Here is a 19022-nt window from a genome sequence, read left to right as displayed (position 1 = left end):
GTCATTTAAATTTCATCTAGCCTACCTATCATCTCTTCAAATTCACGGAGAGATGATATGTTTCAAAAAGCACTCAATCAAGAATCCAGCCAAGCGCAAAGCCGCTTATACCTATCTATTGCACGCACCTCTGCAGAGATTGCAGAAGCCCAGCGCTTACGCTACAAAGTATTTGCCGAAGAGATGGGCGCGCAAGTCAGTGGTACCGGTGGATTAGATATTGATGGATTTGATGCCTTCTGCGATCACTTATTGGTGCGTGAAAGCAGCACTCATCAAGTAATTGGCACTTACCGTATATTGAATCCACATCAAGCTGCCCAAGCTGGCGGTTATTACTCTGCCGGCGAATTTGACTTGAGCCGGATTACACATTTATTTGATCGCACTGTAGAAGTCGGGCGCGCATGCGTGCATCAAGATTACCGCAGCGGCGGCACCATTACAATGTTGTGGGCGGGCTTGGCCAAGTATATGCAAATGCATCATTACGAGTATATGATTGGATGCGCTAGCGTGCCGATGAACGATGGTGGCCATGCTGCCGCGTCACTCTTTAATCGCCTCAAAGATGACTATCTATCACCACCAGAATATCGCGTGTTCCCACACAATCCATTACCGATCGAAGCCTTGAATCAAGACATTCAAGTAGCGTGCCCGCCGCTGATTAAAGGCTATTTAAGACTGGGCGCCTACATTTGTAGCGAGCCAGCATGGGATGCCTATTTCAATACCGCAGATATGCTGGTAATGTTGCCATTATCTAGAATCAACAAAAGATATGCCGCGCATTTCTTAAAATAAATTTGCAACAAACACCAACGCTTATTCGCTATTTCCGTATTGCACGGGTGATTGTTCACACGCTATTAGGTCTCGCCATTGCCGCAGCAGTATTGCCTTTGGTGAGTGTGTATCGGCGTGGCCGTATCATACGCTGGTGGTGTCAATCGCTACTCAAGTGTTTTAGCATACAAGTACGTGTGTTTGGCGTACGCCCAGACAGCACAACCCACAGCACCATGTTTGTTGCAAATCATATTTCGTGGACGGACATTCATGCCCTAAATAGCCTGATACCCGTGCGGTTTATTGCAAAATTAGAAATCAGGACTTGGCCAGTGTTTGGTTATTTGGTGACCAAGTCCGGCACTTTGTTTATTAATCGGACCATCCGCAGAGATGCCGCTAGGATTGTGGAAATCACCTCAGAAAGTCTGCGTAATTTAGAAAATGTCTGCTTTTTTCCGGAAGGGACAACCACAGACGGGACGCACATGCTTCCATTTAAAAGCAGCATTGTTCAAGCTGCCGTAGATGCGCAAGCCACGTTGTGGCCAATTGCCATTTACTATCCGCAGCCAAATGGGCAGCCTAGTTTAACCATGGCCTATGCGGGAGAAACCAGCATGATCGAATCGATGGATCAAATCTTGCGCTTAAAAAATCCAGTGGTGGAATTGCACTTTCTCACACCTATCCCCTGTGTCGGGCACACGCGCCAGCATGTGACGCAGCTTGCATATCAGATAATTTCTGCAGCCTTTAACCAGCGATTGAGCCACCAGCAACCATGATGGCTAAGTTTTATCTCCTAGGTTTTATCTCTTAGATTTTATCCCTCGGATCAAAGTCGACCTGAGTAATGGTCTTATCCTCTAGACACATTGCCGTTAATTGCCCACCCCACAAGCAGCCGGTATCTAATGCATGGATATTATTGTGCTGATACAAACCCAATGCAGACCAATGCCCGCAGATAATCGTAGCCTCTTTTGATTGACGACTAGGCACGGTAAACCAAGGCATATAGCCGTCTGGGATATCACCAAGTTCACCCTTAAACGCATAGTCCAGCTCGCCATCTTGTGTACATATACGCATACGGGTAAATGCATTCGTAATCAGACGTAGTCGGTCTACACTACCTAAATCATCCTGCCAAAGACTTGGGTAGTTCCCATACATCTGATGGAGAAATTTTTCATACTCAGCATGTTGCAGTACAGCTTCGACTTCCCTTGCATACCCGAGCGCATCTGCTATTGTCCATTGCGGAAGCAAACCTGCATGCACCATCACCACATTCTCTTTTTGCAGCATCAACGGCTGATGTCTCAGCCATGCCAGCAAATCCGGGCCATCATGCGCATTAAGTATCGGTTGCAAAGTATCACTACGGTGAGGTGGGCGCACGCTATGTGCGACTGCAATAGCATGCAAATCATGGTTACCCAATACCACATCAATGGCGTGTTGATGCTCCACACACCACCTCAGCATTTCAAGCGAGCCTGTACCGCGATTAATCATATCGCCTACCAGCCACAGCCTATCACGCTGAGTATCAAAGTTTAGCTTGGCAAGTAAGGCCAGAAACGCATAAAAACAGCCCTGTACATCACCAATTGCATAAGTTGCCATAGTTAATAGTAAATCCAAAAGTAATACCGTGGGGAAATCTGCCCACAAAAAAGCCGCTTAGTTGCTAAGCGGCTTTTTCAATTCACTGTCCTTACTGATTACTTTTTAAGTGTTGCTGGGTCAAAATTTGCACCCGCTGCATTAGCCATATGCGCTACCGCACTCGCCACTTCAGTATCGCTTAAATCTGGGTTACCGCCACGTGCTGGCATATTACGAATACCCTCGATCGCGTGCTTCACTAAGGTTTCATAGCCTTGTGCAATACGTGGTGCCCATTGACCTTTATCGCCCAGTTTCGGAGATTCCATTAAGCCTGCCGCATGACACATAGAACATACGGCTTTCACGACCTCTTCACCAGTTTTCTCAACTTTAGCACCAGAAGTATCAGCTACTTGCACTTCAGCCACTGGCTTAATCGCTTCATCCACTTTGGTTTCAACAGCCGCCACTGGTGCAGCCGCCGCAGGTGCTGGCGCCGCTGACTCACCACTACCAAAAAAGTGAGCAAGTATTGAAATTAGCAATGTAAATCCAATGATAGTGCCCGGAATGACAAGCATTAACTGCCAAAAACTTGAACTTGAATAACCCTCTTCTTTTTTTGCCATCGCCTATCTTCCCCGTATAAATATTAAGTTGAATATTAAAATAAGCACCCATTATACATTTAACTTTAAATGCATAAAAGATTGGCGATGTATACAGTTCTATTTTGTTATAATCCGCAGGTTGCGCTCGTAGCTCAGCTGGATAGAGTGTTGGTTTCCGAAGCCAAAGGTCGTGGGTTCGACTCCCGCCGAGCGCGCCACAAATTGAAGAGGTTGATTCCATCAGGGTTTCAGCCTTTTTTATTTGCCACCCTAAGTGATGAATTTGGGCACTTTTACAAAGATTACAGTCAACTTAGGGACAAAGTTCCGTTCAGATCCAGCATGCAGAATTAAGTTACCGGCCGAAGCATACCTTGGATATCAACAGCTCCTTATAATTTAGTTTGATTGTTTAGTAGCAATCAAATGATTTTTACTACCACCTTACCTCTGGCTCGACCTGCTTCGAGATAGGCAAGTGCATTCTTTGTTTCATCGAACGGAAACACCTTATCAATCACCGGATGGATGTGACCCGCGTCGAGAAGCTTGCCAATCTCTGCAAGCTGATGGCCGTCAGGATGTAGAAATAAGAACGAATAATGGATACCGCGCTTCCCGGCTTGGCGAATGATCTTGCTGCTAATCACCCCGAATATAAACGTCATTAAAAAGTTCATGCCTCTAGCGCGAGCGAACGCAGCATCCGGCGGGCCGATGAGTGAAACGACACTGCTCTTGGGTTTCAAAATCCGAAGAGATTTTTCGATTCCGTCACCCCTGATAGTACCTAGCACTACGTCATAGTCCCGTAGCACCTCTTCAAATTCCTGCTTCTTATAATCAATCACTTCATCGGCTCCAAGGCTCTGCACTAAGCCGACATTAGCTGCGCTAGTAGTTGTTGCCACCTTTGCGCCAAGATATTTTGCAAGCTGGATTGCGAATGTGCCAATGCCTCCAGAACCAGCTGGGATGAATATCTTCTGGCCGTGTTTGAGATGTGCCCGTTCTTTAAGTGCTTGCCATGATGTGAGCCCGACCATTGGGATTGAAGCAGCTTGTACAAAGTCCAGATTCGCTGGTTTGATCGCGGCCGCAGTCTCGGGTACGACAGCCAATTCTGCGAGCGATCCCGTGCCTAGGTCGAAAATGCTGGCGAAAACGGCATCGCCTGTCTTAAAACGCGTCACGCGACTTCCCACTTCCACCACGACACCGGCCAGATCACTACCCATTGTTGCCGGTAGCTTAAACTTGAGAATGGGTTTAAACGCTCCTTTCGGAATCATGTAATCGATTGGATTCAAACCGACGGCATGTACCTGAACGAGCATTTCGTTTGGCTCAATTGTAGGACTGGGAATATCCGCGAACGCAAGTTGATCGGATTTTCCATAACGTTTTAAGATAAGTGCTTTCATCATATTTTCCCAGTGTTTTGGTGATGTTTTGATAATGCTTATTTCTTGCGCGCGCCAACATATAAAAATGCTAGTACAAGAGCGACTTCGATCAGTACAGATCCTAGAATGCCACCCGACGCATGCCCTGCAACAAACTCATAAACGCCAAGTAGCGCCAATATTAAGCAGGCGGTGATGGTGCCCACGATGAGCGCTGTACGGGTTGCTGAATACTCAGCATTCCTTGCAAAAAAATACATCACAGCGATACCAGCGTAGAGTGCTGCTATTCGTCTAGCAACCAAGCCTACCGAATCTGTTAACTCCACGCCCCAGGCTGATAGCATAACAACTGGTGCAAACATCAAGATAATAGACAATACTGTAAACAGGATTGAACTGAACACTGAAAGTCGGTAAAAAGATAATTGGTTCATGATTGTCTCCTATAGTTGACTAGCAACTTTATCGAGAGAATCAAGCTTCAGTTCTTTACGAATGCCGCCATCAACTAATACAGCAGGCGCAAATCTTCTCAAAAAACTCAAGCGGCAAGCTAATTTTCCAGCAGCGTATCGGAGCTTTGGATGCTTGGCATTGGCGGCTTTCAATACCACATTGGCAACAACTTTTGGATCATCACCGTTTGCCACAGCTACTTTCATTAATTTTGCGAGCGCTTTTCGCGCAATATTGTACTCATCTATTTTTGCGTCTACTTCTAGTGTGTTGGCTTCAAAATGCGTATTGGTATAACCGGGTTCTACCACAGAAACACGGATACCTCTTGTTCGCAACTCGTGATCTAGCGATTCTGAAAAGCCTTCTACTGCATGCTTGGTAGCAGCATAAGTTGCCATATATGGTGCAGGTATCAGTCCTAGTATCGAGCCGATGTTGATGATGCGTCCTTCGCCCTGCTTTCTCATATAGGGCACAACAGCGCGCGTCATGCGGACAATCCCAAAAAAATTAGTATCAAAAATCATTTTGGTTTGTTCAATTGAACTCTCTTCGGCACCACCAGGGGCTACACCGAAGCCTGCATTGTTCACCACCAAATCAATCCTGCCTTCAATTTGCACTACTTCTTTTAAGGCAGCTTCTATAGATGCCTCGCTATTTACATCTAGCGCAATCATCTTGTATGCGCGTTGGGCGGCTTGTGGTCCTTTTCGGCTCGTCCCATAGACCTTATAACCAGAGTTTGCGAGCAACGCTGCTGTTGCCGCACCGATTCCTGATGATGCACCTGTCACAATTGCGATCTTGCTTTTCATATGTCTCTCCTTTTAATTCAGTGAATAAAAACATGTTGCTTAAATATGATAATCATCATATTTATGGTCAAAAAAAAGCCTAAGTGCTTAGTAAGTAATTAATCACAATTTGGCATCGTAGTGTTTTAACGCTGCCTGGCGGAAATCTTCGCTAAGTGTATTGTCATCGACTGCACGAGATAATAGTAATGCTCCTACCATGGTGGACATCATGACCAATGCTTTTTCATACGGATTCGATTCGTCTGCTAGTTTACTTTTAATTAGACCTATCATTTCCTTGATGCGGCAAGTAGAAGCTTTCCTCACCTCAGGGGCTTGGCGCGGCATCTCAGAACCTAGCGCTGCGAAGGAACATCCTTTTTCAATGTTGCCCATATGCTCATTTGATAAATATGCATGCATCAAAGCTTGCAGTGCCTGATCTTCAGGAACATTAGCGAATATATGTTCAGCAATAGCAACCGTTTCTTCACCGGCTTTATCAGCAGCCTCCGCAAGCATTGCATCACGAGATGCGAAATGTGCGTAAAAACCACCATGCGTGAGGCCTGCTTCTTTCATAATATCGGCTACGCCTGTGCCATCATAACCACTTCTACGGATAGCCCGAGCAGCAGTTTCCACAATTCGCATATGCGTAATTTCCTTACGGCTGGAAGTATTTTGTTTGCCAATAGATTTTTTCATGACGATCATCATATATGACGACCATCATAATTAGCAAGTAAAATAGCTTAGTCAATAGAAAATATTTGATAAGCATTTCAAATATCTATTTTGGCGGTGAAGTCCAACTATTTTTCTAACCATTAATTGGAAGCAACTAAATTCACACAGATAAATTTTTACCCTTGAACATCCGCTTTGGTGATTTCTGTGCTGAAGCAGTTTTATCTGATGTAAGTTATGAACAAACTTGAAATGCAGAATGATTTAGTTTATTGTTTTATCAAGGCCTTATGATAGGGTGTCTGCAATAAAATGAAAAAAATCATTGCATTTTGTGGTCATAAAATCAGAGGCTTACAAGCATTCATCGCCGTTATCAAAGAAAATAGGCTGATAACGGTACTGCTCGCCGGCATTATCTTCTCCTTTGCTGCTATTGCCGAAAGTTTAATTGGCAGAGCAACCGAATATTTCTTTCCTCAATTAGATGATTCTGCCGCCATTATTGCGAATCAAAATCAGCAGTTTGATGCAGTGAAAGAAAATCTTAAAAAGCTACAAAGTGCCATCAGCGGTCAGGACAAAGCTTATTTAAATTCTGCATTAGACGCAGTGAGTAGCATCAAGCAAGATAGTGAGAATCTGTCCATCAAACTAGCGGCACTGCAGGAAGAGAATGCATCACTCAAGCAAACGCTCAAGTCGCAAAAAGGTGTTTACGGGGGCGTAGACTTGATGGTGCCAGACAAATCTGGCTTTAAGATTGATAGTCAGGTGTCCTTTGGACATTCAATTTTCCGCAAGGGGAGTTATGTCACGCTGACTTCGCTTAACCAAGCTGACAATACCAAAAATAAATATCTTACAGCAGGACAAGGCACCTATTTCACGAATGAAAAAAATCAGCATTGCGCATTGACCTTGAATAGCATTACGCAAGTGGCGGGCAGTAAATCTGGCGTTGCTAACTTTATTGTTTCTTGTAAAACTTAACCTAGGATGAACACCCGCTTGAATCAATCTCTCATGCACCATTTTTGTGGTGTGTGCATGCTAACGCTTATGAGCTCCGCTATTGCAGAAACACATCCATTGACTAGATTGACTAGTGATAATAGCCAAGTGGTCGCTCAAGCCACCAATGGTGTGTTAAAAAGCACGAAAGGAAAGTTCTTTGAGGCATCCTGCAACGAGGAAATAGCATTTGATACAGAAGTCATCGACTTGAATAAAGATGGAACACCTGAAGTATTTACAAATTACTATGGCACTTGCATAGGCGGCGCTGCTGGAGTGCAGGTTGACTTGTATATTAAAAATAAAGCTGGGAAATGGATAGCACAGTTTGGATTTCCAGGGACGTACTCCATCCTAAAGACACGAAATAAAGGTTACCCGGATATCGAAATTGGTGGTCCAGGCAGTTGCTTTCCAATTTGGCGCTGGAACGGAACCCAATACGATATTTATAAAAAATGTGAGCGCTAAATGCACATTTTAAAATCACACGCATCACAATCATTAGAATGAATCTGCGTGTCCATTCAGCTTTTTTAAACAAGGGAGAAGAAAATGGCAGCAGTGAATAATGTAAGCGTGGGTGGGCGAAGCATTAGCATATATCGCTTTACTGGAGAGGTTATCGATAGTCAGCGTTCATCTGAAACCAGCATTACCTCTCATAGTAATGGCCAAGTGAGCTCTTATACCTCTCACTATAACGAGATATTTTTACGTGATAAAGACGGTAAGGAAATTTCCGTAGAGGTGGCTTCTGCCGGTGTACCGGTGCGGCCGGGCAATACGGTCACTGTATTATGGGGAATTTTAGGCAACAAAGACAAGGGGCCATATACCACTGTTTACAACCATGACACCGGTAATATTGGGCATATTGCAAAATCCGTGAATGATTTATGCGGCCCGCATTTATACAACATGTTGATTATCGTATTTGTAATTGTGGGTGTAATTGGCGCATTTAGTTTATTGGGTGGAAGCATAGGCAGTTCGATTATTCCATTAGCAGCTACGGCAGGTTTCTTTTATTGGCTAACAGGGCGTCGTAGAGTGTTACGTGCAGCCATGGAGGATGCCGCTAAAAAAGCCTAATATGCATTTAGTACAGAAAGTAATTTGGGCTTTTACCAACACACCTAGCCAATCTAAAGGAGCATCCATGCCACTTTTAGGTTGGCTTCGCCAAGCAACAATGTCAGCTGATAAAGTTTTTTGAGACTATCGATTCAATTGTAATTGATTCGACCAATATCCAGTGCCCAGTCCCAAGTGCCAATCACACGCTTTTGTAGTCATACGAACATCAATACTCAAATACCTGCACAATTCGCTTCAGCTTGACAGTCGCAACGACGCAAAATACCGCATAATAATCAAACCTGCCCTGCTACAACATCGAGTCTCATTCAGATTAGGCAGTATTCAGCAGCGTGTACTATCGATTTTCAAACAGTGAACGTACTGGGATAGGATTGAACTTGATCAACAGAATAAGAGAAAACGTCATCAAAGATCTGAAGTTTGATCCGCACGATCTTGCCTGCGAAGAGTTACGACATGTTTACCGGGGCAAAAGTAGCGGCAAGCTGATTGTATTGTTTAGCGGGGCTATTGTCGCTGGCATGTTGGCATGGGATATCGGTTGGTTTTATGCTGGTGTCTGGTATGCCTGGCTGTTAATCGCACATGCCTGGCACTGGTGGTTAGGTCGCCTAGATTGGGCATCTGCCAATGTCAGTATCGAGTTGGCGCGTATCAATCGCCATGTGATGGCTGCGGCCATTGCCGGCTTGGGCTGGGGTGCCCTCTCAATTGCCCTGCCCTTACTGAGCCGCCCGAGTAAGGCGGCCGTTCTTATGATCATGCTGATCGGCGTGATTATGGCGCTGCCGCGTCTGGTGGTATTTTTACCTATTTTCTTTGCCTTTGCGGCTGGTGTATACATCCCCCTTTTGCTGACTACCCCGTTTTTGGATTATGAAACCTTGCACATGGTGCTGTTCATGCTCGTGTTGGTTGGCGCTACTCTGTGGGCTACGGCACGAGAGATACGCAAGATTCTGATTGATGTACTGCTCAAGCAGGTTTCGTCAGAACAGGCTTCTTGGGAGGATCGTTTGACCGGCATTGGTAACCGCCGAAGCTTTGATGCCAATATGGCTACTACTTGGGCGCAAGCATCGCGCGCCAAAGTGCCGCTCTCACTCATGATGGTGGATGTGGACTTTTTCAAGAAATTCAACGACGCCTATGGCCATCAGGCAGGGGACGAGTGCTTGCGGCAGGTTGCAACAGCACTGGATGGTTGCGCGCGCCGGGCTGGCGATTCGGTTACCCGTTACGGCGGCGAGGAGTTTGCCGCGGTCTTGTTTCATACCTCACTGAACGAGGCACGGAATATCGGTGAGAACATGCTGGCAGCCGTTCGAAAACTCAATATCCGGCACGAACAATCGTCACATGAAATCGTCACCATTTCGATGGGCATTACAACTATTGTGCCTACGGTTGATGACGATGTGCAACAGTTCATAGAAGAAGCGGATAAGTCCCTTTATCGCGCGAAGGAGAATGGACGCAATCGTGCGGAGTGGCAAATATTGGGTAATGTAAGAAAGGATTGAGGTTTTTACAGCACTTACAAACAACGCCAAACATCACGACGACTTATATACAACTTATACATACATCATTGCCGAATTTTGTCATATTTTGTTTTACTTTAGACAATCATGCGAATACAGTGGTAATGTTTCTTTCTGAGCATACAAGCGTATGTTTTAATTTAAATCAATTAAAATCAAACAGTTATAATTATTTTTTGCTAAATAAAAAGTCATAATAATGGATAGCAGATAGTGGGCACGCTAGTTGCTTAACATAAATTTACAAAAGCAATAAATACTTGGTAGACAACATTAGCAAGGCGAATTAGCTTGCTTTTAGCGCTCTACTTGAGTGATTGAAATACTTCTTGAGGTGATACCGTTTGTGATGGGTAAATTTAATTTAGGGCTGAGCTGATAATTAATCAAGGCTACCACCCTATTAACAACAGGGGAATCAAAATGAACCACTCTATTAAAACAGTTATTTTAAACTTCTTGCGTGACGAAGAAGGGGCTAGTGCCATCGAATACGCATTGATTGCAGCGATGGTGGCGATTGCACTTGTCGCATTCGTCCAGCCTATCAATCTCGCCATTAGCGCCATCTTTACACAAATTCAAGGTGCGCTCACGTAATCTAGCGCTCATGCAATCGCCACCAACATTAGGCGATTGATTGTTGAATGCATATGATGATTACCACCGTAGAATTGATCGTGGTCGCTTGGTGCCTAAGTGTTGGCCTAGCCGATCTCTACGCAAGACGTATCCCAAATATTTTGGCACTTGGGGCTTGCTTGATTGCCATCATTTGCTTATTGATTACGGGGCATACATTGCTCGGTGCAAACTGGCAGTCTGTAGCCATTGGCGTAGGTGTCAGCCTACTTTTAACATTACCCGCTTATGCAGCACGCCTACTAGGTGCTGCTGACGTCAAAATAATACTGGCCATTGCACTTATCGGGGGCTGGTATTTAACGCTGTTTGCCTTTGTGATTGCATCTATCTTAGCCATGCTATTAAGCGTTGCTCACCTCCTCTTCACCCGATTTAACACACAGCAAAACAAGCCAAAAAGATGGATTCCTTTTGGTGCAGCCCTAAGTACCGGGCTACTGTGCGCAATAGGGATGGCGACATGATCACGCCAGTGAAGCCGACTGATCGTCAACCGCTTTCACGGTCACAACAAGGCGCGGTAGCGATTGAGTTTGTGATGCTATTCCTTCTGTTCTTTGGCTTGTTCTATGCCATGGTGAATTATGCGGTTGTGATGCTGATGCAATCTGCATTTATCCATGCGGCTGAAGAAGGTGCACGTGCTGCGATTGCTGTAGACCGCCTAGCGTATGCCAGTAATGTGGCCTACCTTAGCAATGGCGTGGATCCGAGGGTGCGCAGTGTTGTTGGCAGTTCGCTGAACTGGTTGCCTGCCAAACCAAAAAGTAAAGTGCTTGGCGCCGGTAACAGCCAAGTACAACTGGCCATGAATGGTAATCAACTCACGGTACGCGTTGTTTACAGTGGTTATGCGAACGATCCACTGATACCGATGCTGACATTACCTATCATTGGGCAAATCCCCAAGGTGCCTACCGATTTGACGGGCACAGCAGTGATTGAGCTTTAGAAAAATAAATAAGAAGAATATCAAAGAGCGGAGCCATCATGAACAGTACATTTCTACGTGTATTAGCAGTATTGATGTTGATTGCTGCCATTGTGACTGCCTATTTAGGCTATCAGATAAGCAACAAAAAGCCTGTGGACACATTAAAAGTTGTGGTGCCTACTTTTTCACAAGTTGTCGCGCGAAATGATATTCCGGCTGGCCATCTACTGACTGCGGAAGATTTAGAGCGCGTCACTACACAACAACCAGATAAGCGGACCTTTAGCGACACACAACATCTCGTTGGGAAAGTCACATCTGTGGCTGTGACAAAAGGCACCCCAATCAAAACATCGCATTTTCCTACTTACAGTTTGCTGGGACAGGGACTTGCACCCCATGAACGTGCAGTAGCGATTAAGGTAAATGAAGTGATTGGGGTCGGCGGGTTTATCAAGCCAGGAGACCATGTGGATGTACTGCTGTATTTGCGTGCTGATCGCGAGACTGGTGATATCAGTTCAGCCCAAGTTGTGCTCACCAATGTGAAAGTGCTTGCCTACGGCGCGCTAACAACTGAAACGGAGCCCAGCCAAGAGAATGAGTTGATGCCATCTGCCCCAAACAAACTGGGCACCAGCAATAGCCGCGCTGACAGTAATAAAGAAAAAGACAGCCGTTCTGCCATCTTGGCGGTAGCGGAGCAGCACATTTCGACACTGATGCTGGCTGAAAGCACTGGCGTGTTGCGTTTGGCGCTGCGCGGTGAATCATTGCCTAACGCTCATATCGTATCAGATAGTCAGTTTATTCGTCTGGGAGATATCTCTCATTCATCAAGCATCCAGCATTCAACCCCAGCCAATACCACGTTATCACCCGCCACAGTGCCTGTGGTGAAAAAGAAAACAACCACATCGGCAACTAAACGCGCGCGCGTCATTGTGCATCGCGGCGAACAAGTAGAAGTCGTCAACGTGGCAAGATAACAACAAAAAAAATAAGGGCTCAACATGTCGAATATGAAATATGTTTGGTTAATACTGTTTACCTGCATAGGCAGTTTTGCGCTGGATGCGCAGGCCGGAGATGCGGATGAACTACAGCTGGTGACTGGTGACCAGCATGTTTATGTACATGCCAAACCAGTTAAGCGCGTTGCAGTGGGAAGCCCAGATATTGTAGGCATCACCATGCTGACATCACGCAATATCATGATTACAGGCAAGCAAGTGGGCGTGACCGAGATTTCAATCTGGGAGAGTGAAAAAGCGGCAGCGCCTGCAAGACAAATTAAGGTGGCGGTCAGCCTCAATACTGCACTTGAAAAGCAGCGCCTACAGTTTTCAAAAGCAATCAAATTGCTACCGGCTGGCAATCAGGCGGCCATTTCTGGTGAGGCCGAGTCTTTAGAAGACCACGCCCTAGCGCGCCAAGCCATTGATAAAGCGAGCACAGTCCCTATGGATGCGACCTTGAGCAGCTTTGACAATCAAGTGCAGATTGATATCAAAGTGGTGGAAGTCAGCCGCCAAAATATGATGCGCGCTGGCTTTTTCTTGGGAAAAAATAGTCGAAATACAACGCTTGGTATTGGGTCTCCAGGCAATCTTAGCGGTGTACATAGCGAGGGTGGTGGATTTATCTTAGATAGTGCTTCAGGATTTTTACCTAATGCGAGTGCATTTAATTTTGTAGCAGGCAATGCAAGCCGAGGATTACTCGGCACGTTGAGCATACTGGAGGCAAACGGGTTTGCGTACACATTGGCAGAACCAAGTCTTACTGCTTTTTCTGGTCAAAGTGCTAGCTTCTTGGCCGGTGGTGAGTTTCCGGTACCGATTCGCGCAGGCGCCGGTGGTGACAGCACCGTCACGATTCGCTACAAGGAATATGGTGTGCGCCTGATGTTGACCCCCACAGTATTAGATACCAACAGAATTTTCCTTAAAGTGTCGCCTGAAGTCAGTGAAATAGATTTTTCTAATGCGGTGCAAAGCGGCGGGGTTGCAGTGCCGGGCCTGCGTGTACGTAGAACCGACACCAGTGTCTCGCTTGGCGATGGCGAAAGCTTTGTCATCAGTGGGCTGGTCAGTCGCAACACATTGCAGAACGTAGATAAGTTTCCGGGATTAGGTAACTTGCCCATCATCGGTGCTTTTTTCCGCTCTACCCGATTCGATCGTGAGGATAAGGAATTGCTGATGATTGTGACACCTCATCTCGTGAAGCCAATTGCCAAAGACGCAGCGATGCCTGCATTGCCGGGTGGAAATCTGCGTGAATACAACCCTAGCTTTAGTGATTTATTCTTTCAAAAAGGCATCAAACCGGATACTGGAACCCCTGCCACGGGTTTTTCGAGGTAATAAAGATGAGCGAACATGAACGCAACTGCTTTATTGCCATTACAAGTACGCAGGAATGCATGCAATGGTTAAGCCAATCGCTCAAGGATGAGGGCGAGGTGATTCCCGCTGACGCACCTTCCATAGAGCGCGTGGTACAACTCTCGGATGCCATTGGTGCCTCTACCATTTTTGTGCAGCTTAACCCGCTGGACTACCGACAAGAAACATTACTGATAGAAGGCATTATTGCAGCTAAGCCTTTTCTGCCGGTGATTATTGTTGCTGATTCTTTTGATCAGAATTTGCTACTCACCGTGATGCGTTTGGGTGCGCGTGACTTTATCAAAATCGGCACGCGAGTAAGCGAAGTGTCCGCTGTGGTCAAACGCTTGATTCCACGTGATGCTGCCCTGCATGCAACGCAAGCAGATCAGGGAGGTAAGATTACTGCGGTGATTAGCGCGCGACCAGGTAGCGACTCCCCCATGCTTGCGCTACACCTTGCCTTAGCCGTGCAAGAGACAGAACCTACACTTCTGCTAGACCTAGGCATACCACATGGTGATGCCATGTTATACCTTGGCTTAACTGCTTCTTACAGTTTTATTGATGCTATTCGTAGCTTGCGAAGAATCGATTCCACGCTTATTCAAAACGGCTTTGGTAAACACAAAAGTGGTTTAACCGTGCTCTCCATGCCGGAAGATCCTTGGACGGGCGCACAATTTACCGCAGCAGATGTCTATGTGCTTTTACGCAGTTTGCGCCGACATTTTTCCAGAATCATCGTAAATCTTGGCGGTATGGCTGGTTCTGATTTCCTACTGCTGTTATTGGGCAATGTGGATCAAGTCATTTTACTTGTTGAGCAAAGCGTACCCAGTTGCCGCCAAAATATGCACCTTATCAAGCATCTGCGCGAGGAAAAAGTGCTATTGAATAACGCAGGCGTGGTGGTGGATCATTACTTATCCAAAATGCCGCCAGACGCTGAGAGTATTGCGCAATCGTTTGGTCTGCCATTGCTTACTACCCTGTCATCCTCCGGTATGGCGCGCTTGGCCACCATGAACTCTGGCGAGAGCATGTTTGATCTATCGCCCAATGATCCCTATAGCTTAAGTGTGCGCAAATTGGCAGAAAAACTGCTGGATGCCCCTACCTCGCATACAGAGAAAAAACACGGCCTACTTCACAAATTGATTTCCGCAGTCACTCACACGAGTGAAAGGCATTAAGGCTTATGATGAATTTTCTGCTAAAGGGTGTTGATTATGGCCTGAAAGAAGCACAGGACTATCAAGAGCTCAAATTTCAACTACATCAGCACTTGATTGCAGAAATTGAGCGCGACCATGTTGGGCTGCTTGATCTGGCGCGCGGTGAAATAGCGGCTTATGTAAGAGAAAAGGTGATTGCGTATATTGCAGAACGGCATCTACCGATCAGTGGCTACGATCTAGAAAACCTTGTAGAAGATGTGGTAGATGAGCTGGCAGGCTATGGCCCACTGGAAAGCTTGATCAGGGATGATCGCATTAATGACATCTTGGTGAACGGTCCTAGAAAGATATTTATAGAGCGGGATGGACGGCTTGAAACCACCACACTGCGATTTATTGATGATGAGCATGTCTTGCGCGTTATCCGACGTATTCTTGCCCATTTGGGGCGCCGTATAGATGAAGCTAGCCCCATGGTGGATGCGCGCTTGCCAGATGGTAGCCGTGTGAATGCCATTATTCCTCCCTTGGCGTTAGATGGCCCATGTTTATCTATTCGTAAATTCAGCAAGCAGCCCTTGCTTTCTGGCGATTTATTGCAGTACGGCACGCTTGACAATGACATGCTGGCTTTTCTGACAGCTGCAGTGAATCGTCGCTGTAATCTCATTGTGAGTGGCGGTACGGGTGCAGGTAAAACAACACTATTGAATGTATTGAGCCGTTTCATTCCGCATACTGAGCGTATTGTCACTATCGAGGATGCGGCTGAACTGCAACTGGAACACGACCATGTGGTGCGGCTTGAAACTAGACCACCCAATATAGATGACAGTGGCGAAATTACTGCGCGCGATCTGGTAAAAAACTCTTTGCGCATGCGACCCGACCGTATCATATTGGGCGAGGTGCGTGGCGAAGAAGTGATGGATGTGCTTCAGGCAATGAATACTGGGCACGACGGTTGTATGAGTACGGTGCATGCAAACAGCCCCGAAGATGCCATGCTACGCTTTGAAATGCTGGCTGGATTAGCCAAATTTCAAGGTACAGAAAGCACCTTGCGCAAAATGATTGCAGCCGCGATTGAGCTAGTCGTGCAAATTTCCCGCATGCCCAATGGGCAGCGCAAAGTCATTTCGATTACTGAGGTTGTGGGTGTGCGCGATGGCCATTTTGTACTCAATGAGCTATATGCCTATGACGCAACGACAGGGCGTTTTGCACACCCTGGGGTTCGCCCATGCAATCAAAAATTGCAGGACTTACCCATCAGAGGGCTGCTATGAATACGATGGCAGTATCATTGATTTTGGTAGCAGCAGTGATGTTGCTACTGTCCATTGGCGTACATAGTCGCATTAAGGAAAGGCGCCTGCGAGAACGTATGATGCGCCATTTCATGGAGGTGCTACCTCTAGGTGCTACTGTATCAGGTGTAGCACCGGGCATTCGTCAGAGTCACTGGCATCGATTCAAAGTGCGCGCCTCTATCTATGCTGGATTTGAATTACAAAAAAAACATGTCATTACCATCTCGCTTGCATTTGTTTCTATTGGCATAGTGGGCTGGCTTGTTTATGGTGTGATTGGTGCTGTCCTGTTTTCTGGCATGGCGATATTTATTTTTGGATTTTTGCTGCCATACAGCCGCTTACATCGCCGTCAGATGCAAATCATTGCCCAAGTCCCCCTGTTTATTGATCAGATATTACGTAGCCTCAGTACCGGTCGCAGCTTAGAAAATGCCATTCGTTTTGCCTCGGATGAAACACCACCTCCGCTACGCTACGTGTTGGATCGCGTGATTCGGGCAGCAGACTTAGGAGCCGACATGGTGGAGAATCTCACCGAGGCTGCCAAACTACATAGCCTACGTGAGCTTAACCTGATTGCGTTGGCCATGCGTATCAGCAACAACTACGGCAGCAGCCCGCGTGACATGTTAGATAGCGTGGTAAAAATGGTGCGCCAGCAGGAACTGGCGCGTCGAGAACTGGCAGCCATGACAGGAGAAACCAGAATATCAGCATGGGTGCTTGGATTAACGCCGATTGCAATTGCGGCCTATATCATGGTGATGAACCCTAGTTATTTGAACATGCTGCTACATGACGAGACAGGCAAAACCATGATGATTACCGCGCTGGCACTGCAAGGTTTCGGTGCATTCTTTCTTTGGCGGATGTTGCGGAGCGTTTGAAGATGAGCCTTTTGTGGTGGATCACCATAACGCTCATGCTGCTGGCAGCAGGACTCTTGCTATACAGCACACAACAGAACAGCCATCCAAAGCATATTCAGCGCCGTTTTCGGGAAGCCTTGCAGCAAGAAGGGATACACATCTCGCATCTCGGGCCGCTAGACCTTGAAGAAGCGCTGCATGATGTCTTAGAAAAAGTGTCCCGAAGTGAAATGGCGGAAATACATCGCTTACTAGTGCAAGCCGGGTGGCATGGCGCAAAGGCAAGGTTAATATTCCTACTGATGGCATGGGTACTGCCTGTCGCGCTTGGCGTCATTGCAATGTTTTATGCCGTCTTGAATCAGGACACTTGGGTGAATGTGCTGTTTCATTTTCTGTTTGTGTTCGCAGCCACGTTCGTAGCCATTCGTCGCTTGCTACGTTGGCAAGCGCAAAAACGGCGTGATGCTATTCGCAAAGAAGTCATTCCATTTCTGCATCTACTGCGTATGCTATTTGAAGCAGGTCTATCGATGGAGCATATATTGTTGGTGATTGAGCAACAGGGAAAAGATCTAATTCCGAATCTCGCGGATGAGTTACATCTGGTCATCAAACGCATACAAACTGGTCAGGACAGAGCAGATGCATTGGTTGAGATGGCCGCACCACTGGAGGTGCCTGAGCTGAATGACACGATTGCAATGCTTAAACAGGTCACGCGTTATGGCGGTAACATCCGAGACTCTTTAGCAGAATATACGACATTGGTGGAGCAACGCCAAGTATCGGAGTTGCGTGAATATGTCAGCAAGCTATCTGCCAAAATGACGGTTGTCATGATTCTATTCTTGTTCCCGGCGCTGATGATATTTCTGGCAGGCCCCGGATTTATGGGCTTGGCCAAAGCATTAAAAGGAGTGAGTGGCTTATGAAAATTATCACACTATGGATGGCGCTCGCATGGGCATTGACGTATGGCTTGCCACATGCAATGGCAGCCGATAATAAGACAACATCCGTGCAGCAGACAAAAGGCAGCACTGGTAAGGCATGCGCAGAAATCTCTACGGAAGAAGCGACCAGACTTGCGCTGATTCGACAGATGCTAACAGAAGGCAAGCCACATGCCGCCATTGCACACCTTGATGCAGCCAACATCAAAAATGAACACGCAGAACTACTGCGTGCAGATGCTTTACGCCAAACCGGGCGTGCGTTACAGGCACAGAGCATTTATGCGCAGTTGGTGAATAGCTGCGTATCCGGATATGCGTACCGTGGTCTGGGGTTGATTGCCAGCGAAACCGGCAATCAACAGGAGGCGCTTCGCCATCTCAAGGCCGCCAGCAATGCCCTGCCAACCGAACATACCATCCGCAATGATTATGGGTATGTGCTGATGCAATCTGGCGAATCCACAGCTGCTTTGCATGAGTTTCTTACTGCTGTGGAACTTGCGCCGGATTATCGACAGGCTGCCAATAATCTAGTGATGCTGCTTTACCAACAGGGAGACACTGCCAAGGCTGAGGCGTTTGCCAAGCAGTTCGGGGTCGCCTCGGAAGCAATGCAACAATTGAAAAAACTAGCGCAAGAAAACAACGAAGCAATGCCCTAAACGGCACGGAGGTCATC

The 19022-nt window shown here is 46.5% G+C and carries 22 protein-coding genes and 1 tRNA gene; 17 read left to right on the top strand and 6 right to left on the bottom strand.

What is annotated here, in order from left to right; all coding sequences use genetic code 11:
• Nucleotides 1–57: 57 nt before the first annotated feature.
• Together A3Q3_RS0111980 and A3Q3_RS0111975 are read left to right on the top strand one after the other, a co-directional pair.
• Nucleotides 58–807: a GNAT family N-acetyltransferase gene (locus tag A3Q3_RS0111980; RefSeq protein WP_020183830.1), complete on the top strand. Its 750-nt coding sequence runs from the start codon at nt 58–60 to the stop codon at nt 805–807.
• Nucleotides 808–809: 2 nt separating this feature from the next.
• The gene (locus tag A3Q3_RS0111975) at nt 810–1580 is read left to right on the top strand and encodes a 1-acyl-sn-glycerol-3-phosphate acyltransferase (protein ID WP_020183829.1); all 771 of its coding nucleotides are present in this window, start codon (nt 810–812) and stop codon (nt 1578–1580) included.
• A 31-nt stretch (nt 1581–1611) separates the two neighbouring features.
• On the opposite strand, the gene A3Q3_RS0111970 is transcribed toward A3Q3_RS0111975, so the two are convergent.
• Together A3Q3_RS0111970 and A3Q3_RS0111965 are read right to left on the bottom strand one after the other, a co-directional pair.
• Nucleotides 1612–2427 (bottom strand): symmetrical bis(5'-nucleosyl)-tetraphosphatase, encoded by an 816-nt coding sequence (locus A3Q3_RS0111970; RefSeq protein WP_020183828.1) that lies wholly within the window; start codon nt 2425–2427, stop codon nt 1612–1614.
• A 98-nt stretch (nt 2428–2525) separates the two neighbouring features.
• A complete protein-coding gene (locus A3Q3_RS0111965) occupies nt 2526–3041 on the bottom strand; it encodes a cytochrome c5 family protein (RefSeq protein WP_020183827.1) in 516 nt (171 codons plus the stop codon).
• Nucleotides 3042–3164: 123 nt separating this feature from the next.
• Here A3Q3_RS0111965 and A3Q3_RS0111960 point away from each other — a divergent pair.
• Nucleotides 3165–3241 (top strand) — tRNA-Arg (locus A3Q3_RS0111960).
• A 204-nt stretch (nt 3242–3445) separates the two neighbouring features.
• Here the strand turns inward: A3Q3_RS0111960 and A3Q3_RS0111955 are convergent.
• From A3Q3_RS0111955 to A3Q3_RS0111940, 4 genes are all read right to left on the bottom strand, one after another.
• Nucleotides 3446–4450 carry an NADP-dependent oxidoreductase gene (locus A3Q3_RS0111955; protein WP_232418422.1) on the bottom strand — a complete coding sequence of 335 codons (1005 nt, stop codon included), beginning with the start codon at nt 4448–4450 and terminating at the stop codon, nt 3446–3448.
• Between the two features lie 35 nt (nt 4451–4485).
• Entirely contained in the window at nt 4486–4866 is a 381-nt protein-coding gene (locus tag A3Q3_RS0111950) for a hypothetical protein (protein WP_020183825.1), read from the bottom strand.
• A gap of 9 nt (nt 4867–4875) precedes the next feature.
• A complete protein-coding gene (locus tag A3Q3_RS0111945) occupies nt 4876–5709 on the bottom strand; it encodes an oxidoreductase (protein WP_020183824.1) in 834 nt (277 codons plus the stop codon).
• A 102-nt stretch (nt 5710–5811) separates the two neighbouring features.
• A complete protein-coding gene (locus A3Q3_RS0111940; protein WP_020183823.1) occupies nt 5812–6399 on the bottom strand; it encodes a TetR/AcrR family transcriptional regulator in 588 nt (195 codons plus the stop codon).
• Nucleotides 6400–6693: 294 nt separating this feature from the next.
• Between A3Q3_RS0111940 and A3Q3_RS0111935 the strand changes: the two genes are divergently transcribed.
• The 14 genes from A3Q3_RS0111935 (at nt 6694) to A3Q3_RS0111865 (ending at nt 19005) form a co-directional block, all read left to right on the top strand.
• Nucleotides 6694–7374, top strand: coding sequence for a hypothetical protein (locus tag A3Q3_RS0111935; RefSeq protein ID WP_020183822.1), 681 nt, complete (start codon nt 6694–6696; stop codon nt 7372–7374).
• A gap of 69 nt (nt 7375–7443) precedes the next feature.
• Nucleotides 7444–7869 carry a hypothetical protein gene (locus tag A3Q3_RS13945; protein ID WP_157355110.1) on the top strand — a complete coding sequence of 142 codons (426 nt, stop codon included), beginning with the start codon at nt 7444–7446 and terminating at the stop codon, nt 7867–7869.
• Between the two features lie 84 nt (nt 7870–7953).
• Nucleotides 7954–8493, top strand: coding sequence for a hypothetical protein (locus A3Q3_RS0111925; protein ID WP_020183820.1), 540 nt, complete (start codon nt 7954–7956; stop codon nt 8491–8493).
• Nucleotides 8494–8879: 386 nt separating this feature from the next.
• Nucleotides 8880–10025, top strand: a complete 1146-nt coding sequence (locus tag A3Q3_RS0111915; protein ID WP_020183818.1) for a diguanylate cyclase — start codon at nt 8880–8882, stop codon at nt 10023–10025.
• Nucleotides 10026–10469: 444 nt separating this feature from the next.
• Entirely contained in the window at nt 10470–10646 is a 177-nt protein-coding gene (locus A3Q3_RS0111910) for a Flp family type IVb pilin (RefSeq protein ID WP_020183817.1), read from the top strand.
• Between the two features lie 53 nt (nt 10647–10699).
• Nucleotides 10700–11155: a prepilin peptidase gene (locus tag A3Q3_RS0111905; RefSeq protein ID WP_033425150.1), complete on the top strand. Its 456-nt coding sequence runs from the start codon at nt 10700–10702 to the stop codon at nt 11153–11155.
• Complete coding sequence (locus A3Q3_RS0111900) at nt 11152–11643, top strand: TadE/TadG family type IV pilus assembly protein (protein ID WP_020183815.1); 492 nt, start codon at nt 11152–11154, stop codon at nt 11641–11643. Before A3Q3_RS0111905 ends, A3Q3_RS0111900 begins: the two co-directional genes overlap by 4 nt.
• A gap of 38 nt (nt 11644–11681) precedes the next feature.
• Nucleotides 11682–12614 (top strand): Flp pilus assembly protein CpaB, encoded by a 933-nt coding sequence (gene cpaB / locus A3Q3_RS0111895; protein WP_020183814.1) that lies wholly within the window; start codon nt 11682–11684, stop codon nt 12612–12614.
• A gap of 24 nt (nt 12615–12638) precedes the next feature.
• The gene (locus A3Q3_RS0111890; protein WP_020183813.1) at nt 12639–13994 is read left to right on the top strand and encodes a type II and III secretion system protein family protein; all 1356 of its coding nucleotides are present in this window, start codon (nt 12639–12641) and stop codon (nt 13992–13994) included.
• Nucleotides 13995–13999: 5 nt separating this feature from the next.
• Nucleotides 14000–15214 carry a hypothetical protein gene (locus A3Q3_RS0111885; RefSeq protein WP_020183812.1) on the top strand — a complete coding sequence of 405 codons (1215 nt, stop codon included), beginning with the start codon at nt 14000–14002 and terminating at the stop codon, nt 15212–15214.
• A gap of 5 nt (nt 15215–15219) precedes the next feature.
• Nucleotides 15220–16488, top strand: coding sequence for a CpaF family protein (locus A3Q3_RS0111880; protein WP_020183811.1), 1269 nt, complete (start codon nt 15220–15222; stop codon nt 16486–16488).
• A gap of 5 nt (nt 16489–16493) precedes the next feature.
• Complete coding sequence (locus A3Q3_RS0111875) at nt 16494–17402, top strand: type II secretion system F family protein (RefSeq protein WP_232418420.1); 909 nt, start codon at nt 16494–16496, stop codon at nt 17400–17402.
• Nucleotides 17403–17404: 2 nt separating this feature from the next.
• Complete coding sequence (locus A3Q3_RS0111870) at nt 17405–18319, top strand: type II secretion system F family protein (protein ID WP_020183809.1); 915 nt, start codon at nt 17405–17407, stop codon at nt 18317–18319.
• Complete coding sequence (locus A3Q3_RS0111865) at nt 18316–19005, top strand: hypothetical protein (protein ID WP_020183808.1); 690 nt, start codon at nt 18316–18318, stop codon at nt 19003–19005. Before A3Q3_RS0111870 ends, A3Q3_RS0111865 begins: the two co-directional genes overlap by 4 nt.
• The last annotated feature ends 17 nt before the right edge of the window (nt 19006–19022 follow it).

The sequence above is a fragment of the Methylotenera sp. 1P/1 genome (assembly GCF_000384355.1).
Taxonomy (GTDB): Bacteria; Pseudomonadota; Gammaproteobacteria; order Burkholderiales; family Methylophilaceae; genus Methylophilus.
Note: the sequence above shows the minus strand (reverse complement) of the source record. Positions and strands in the feature narration are given on the sequence as shown.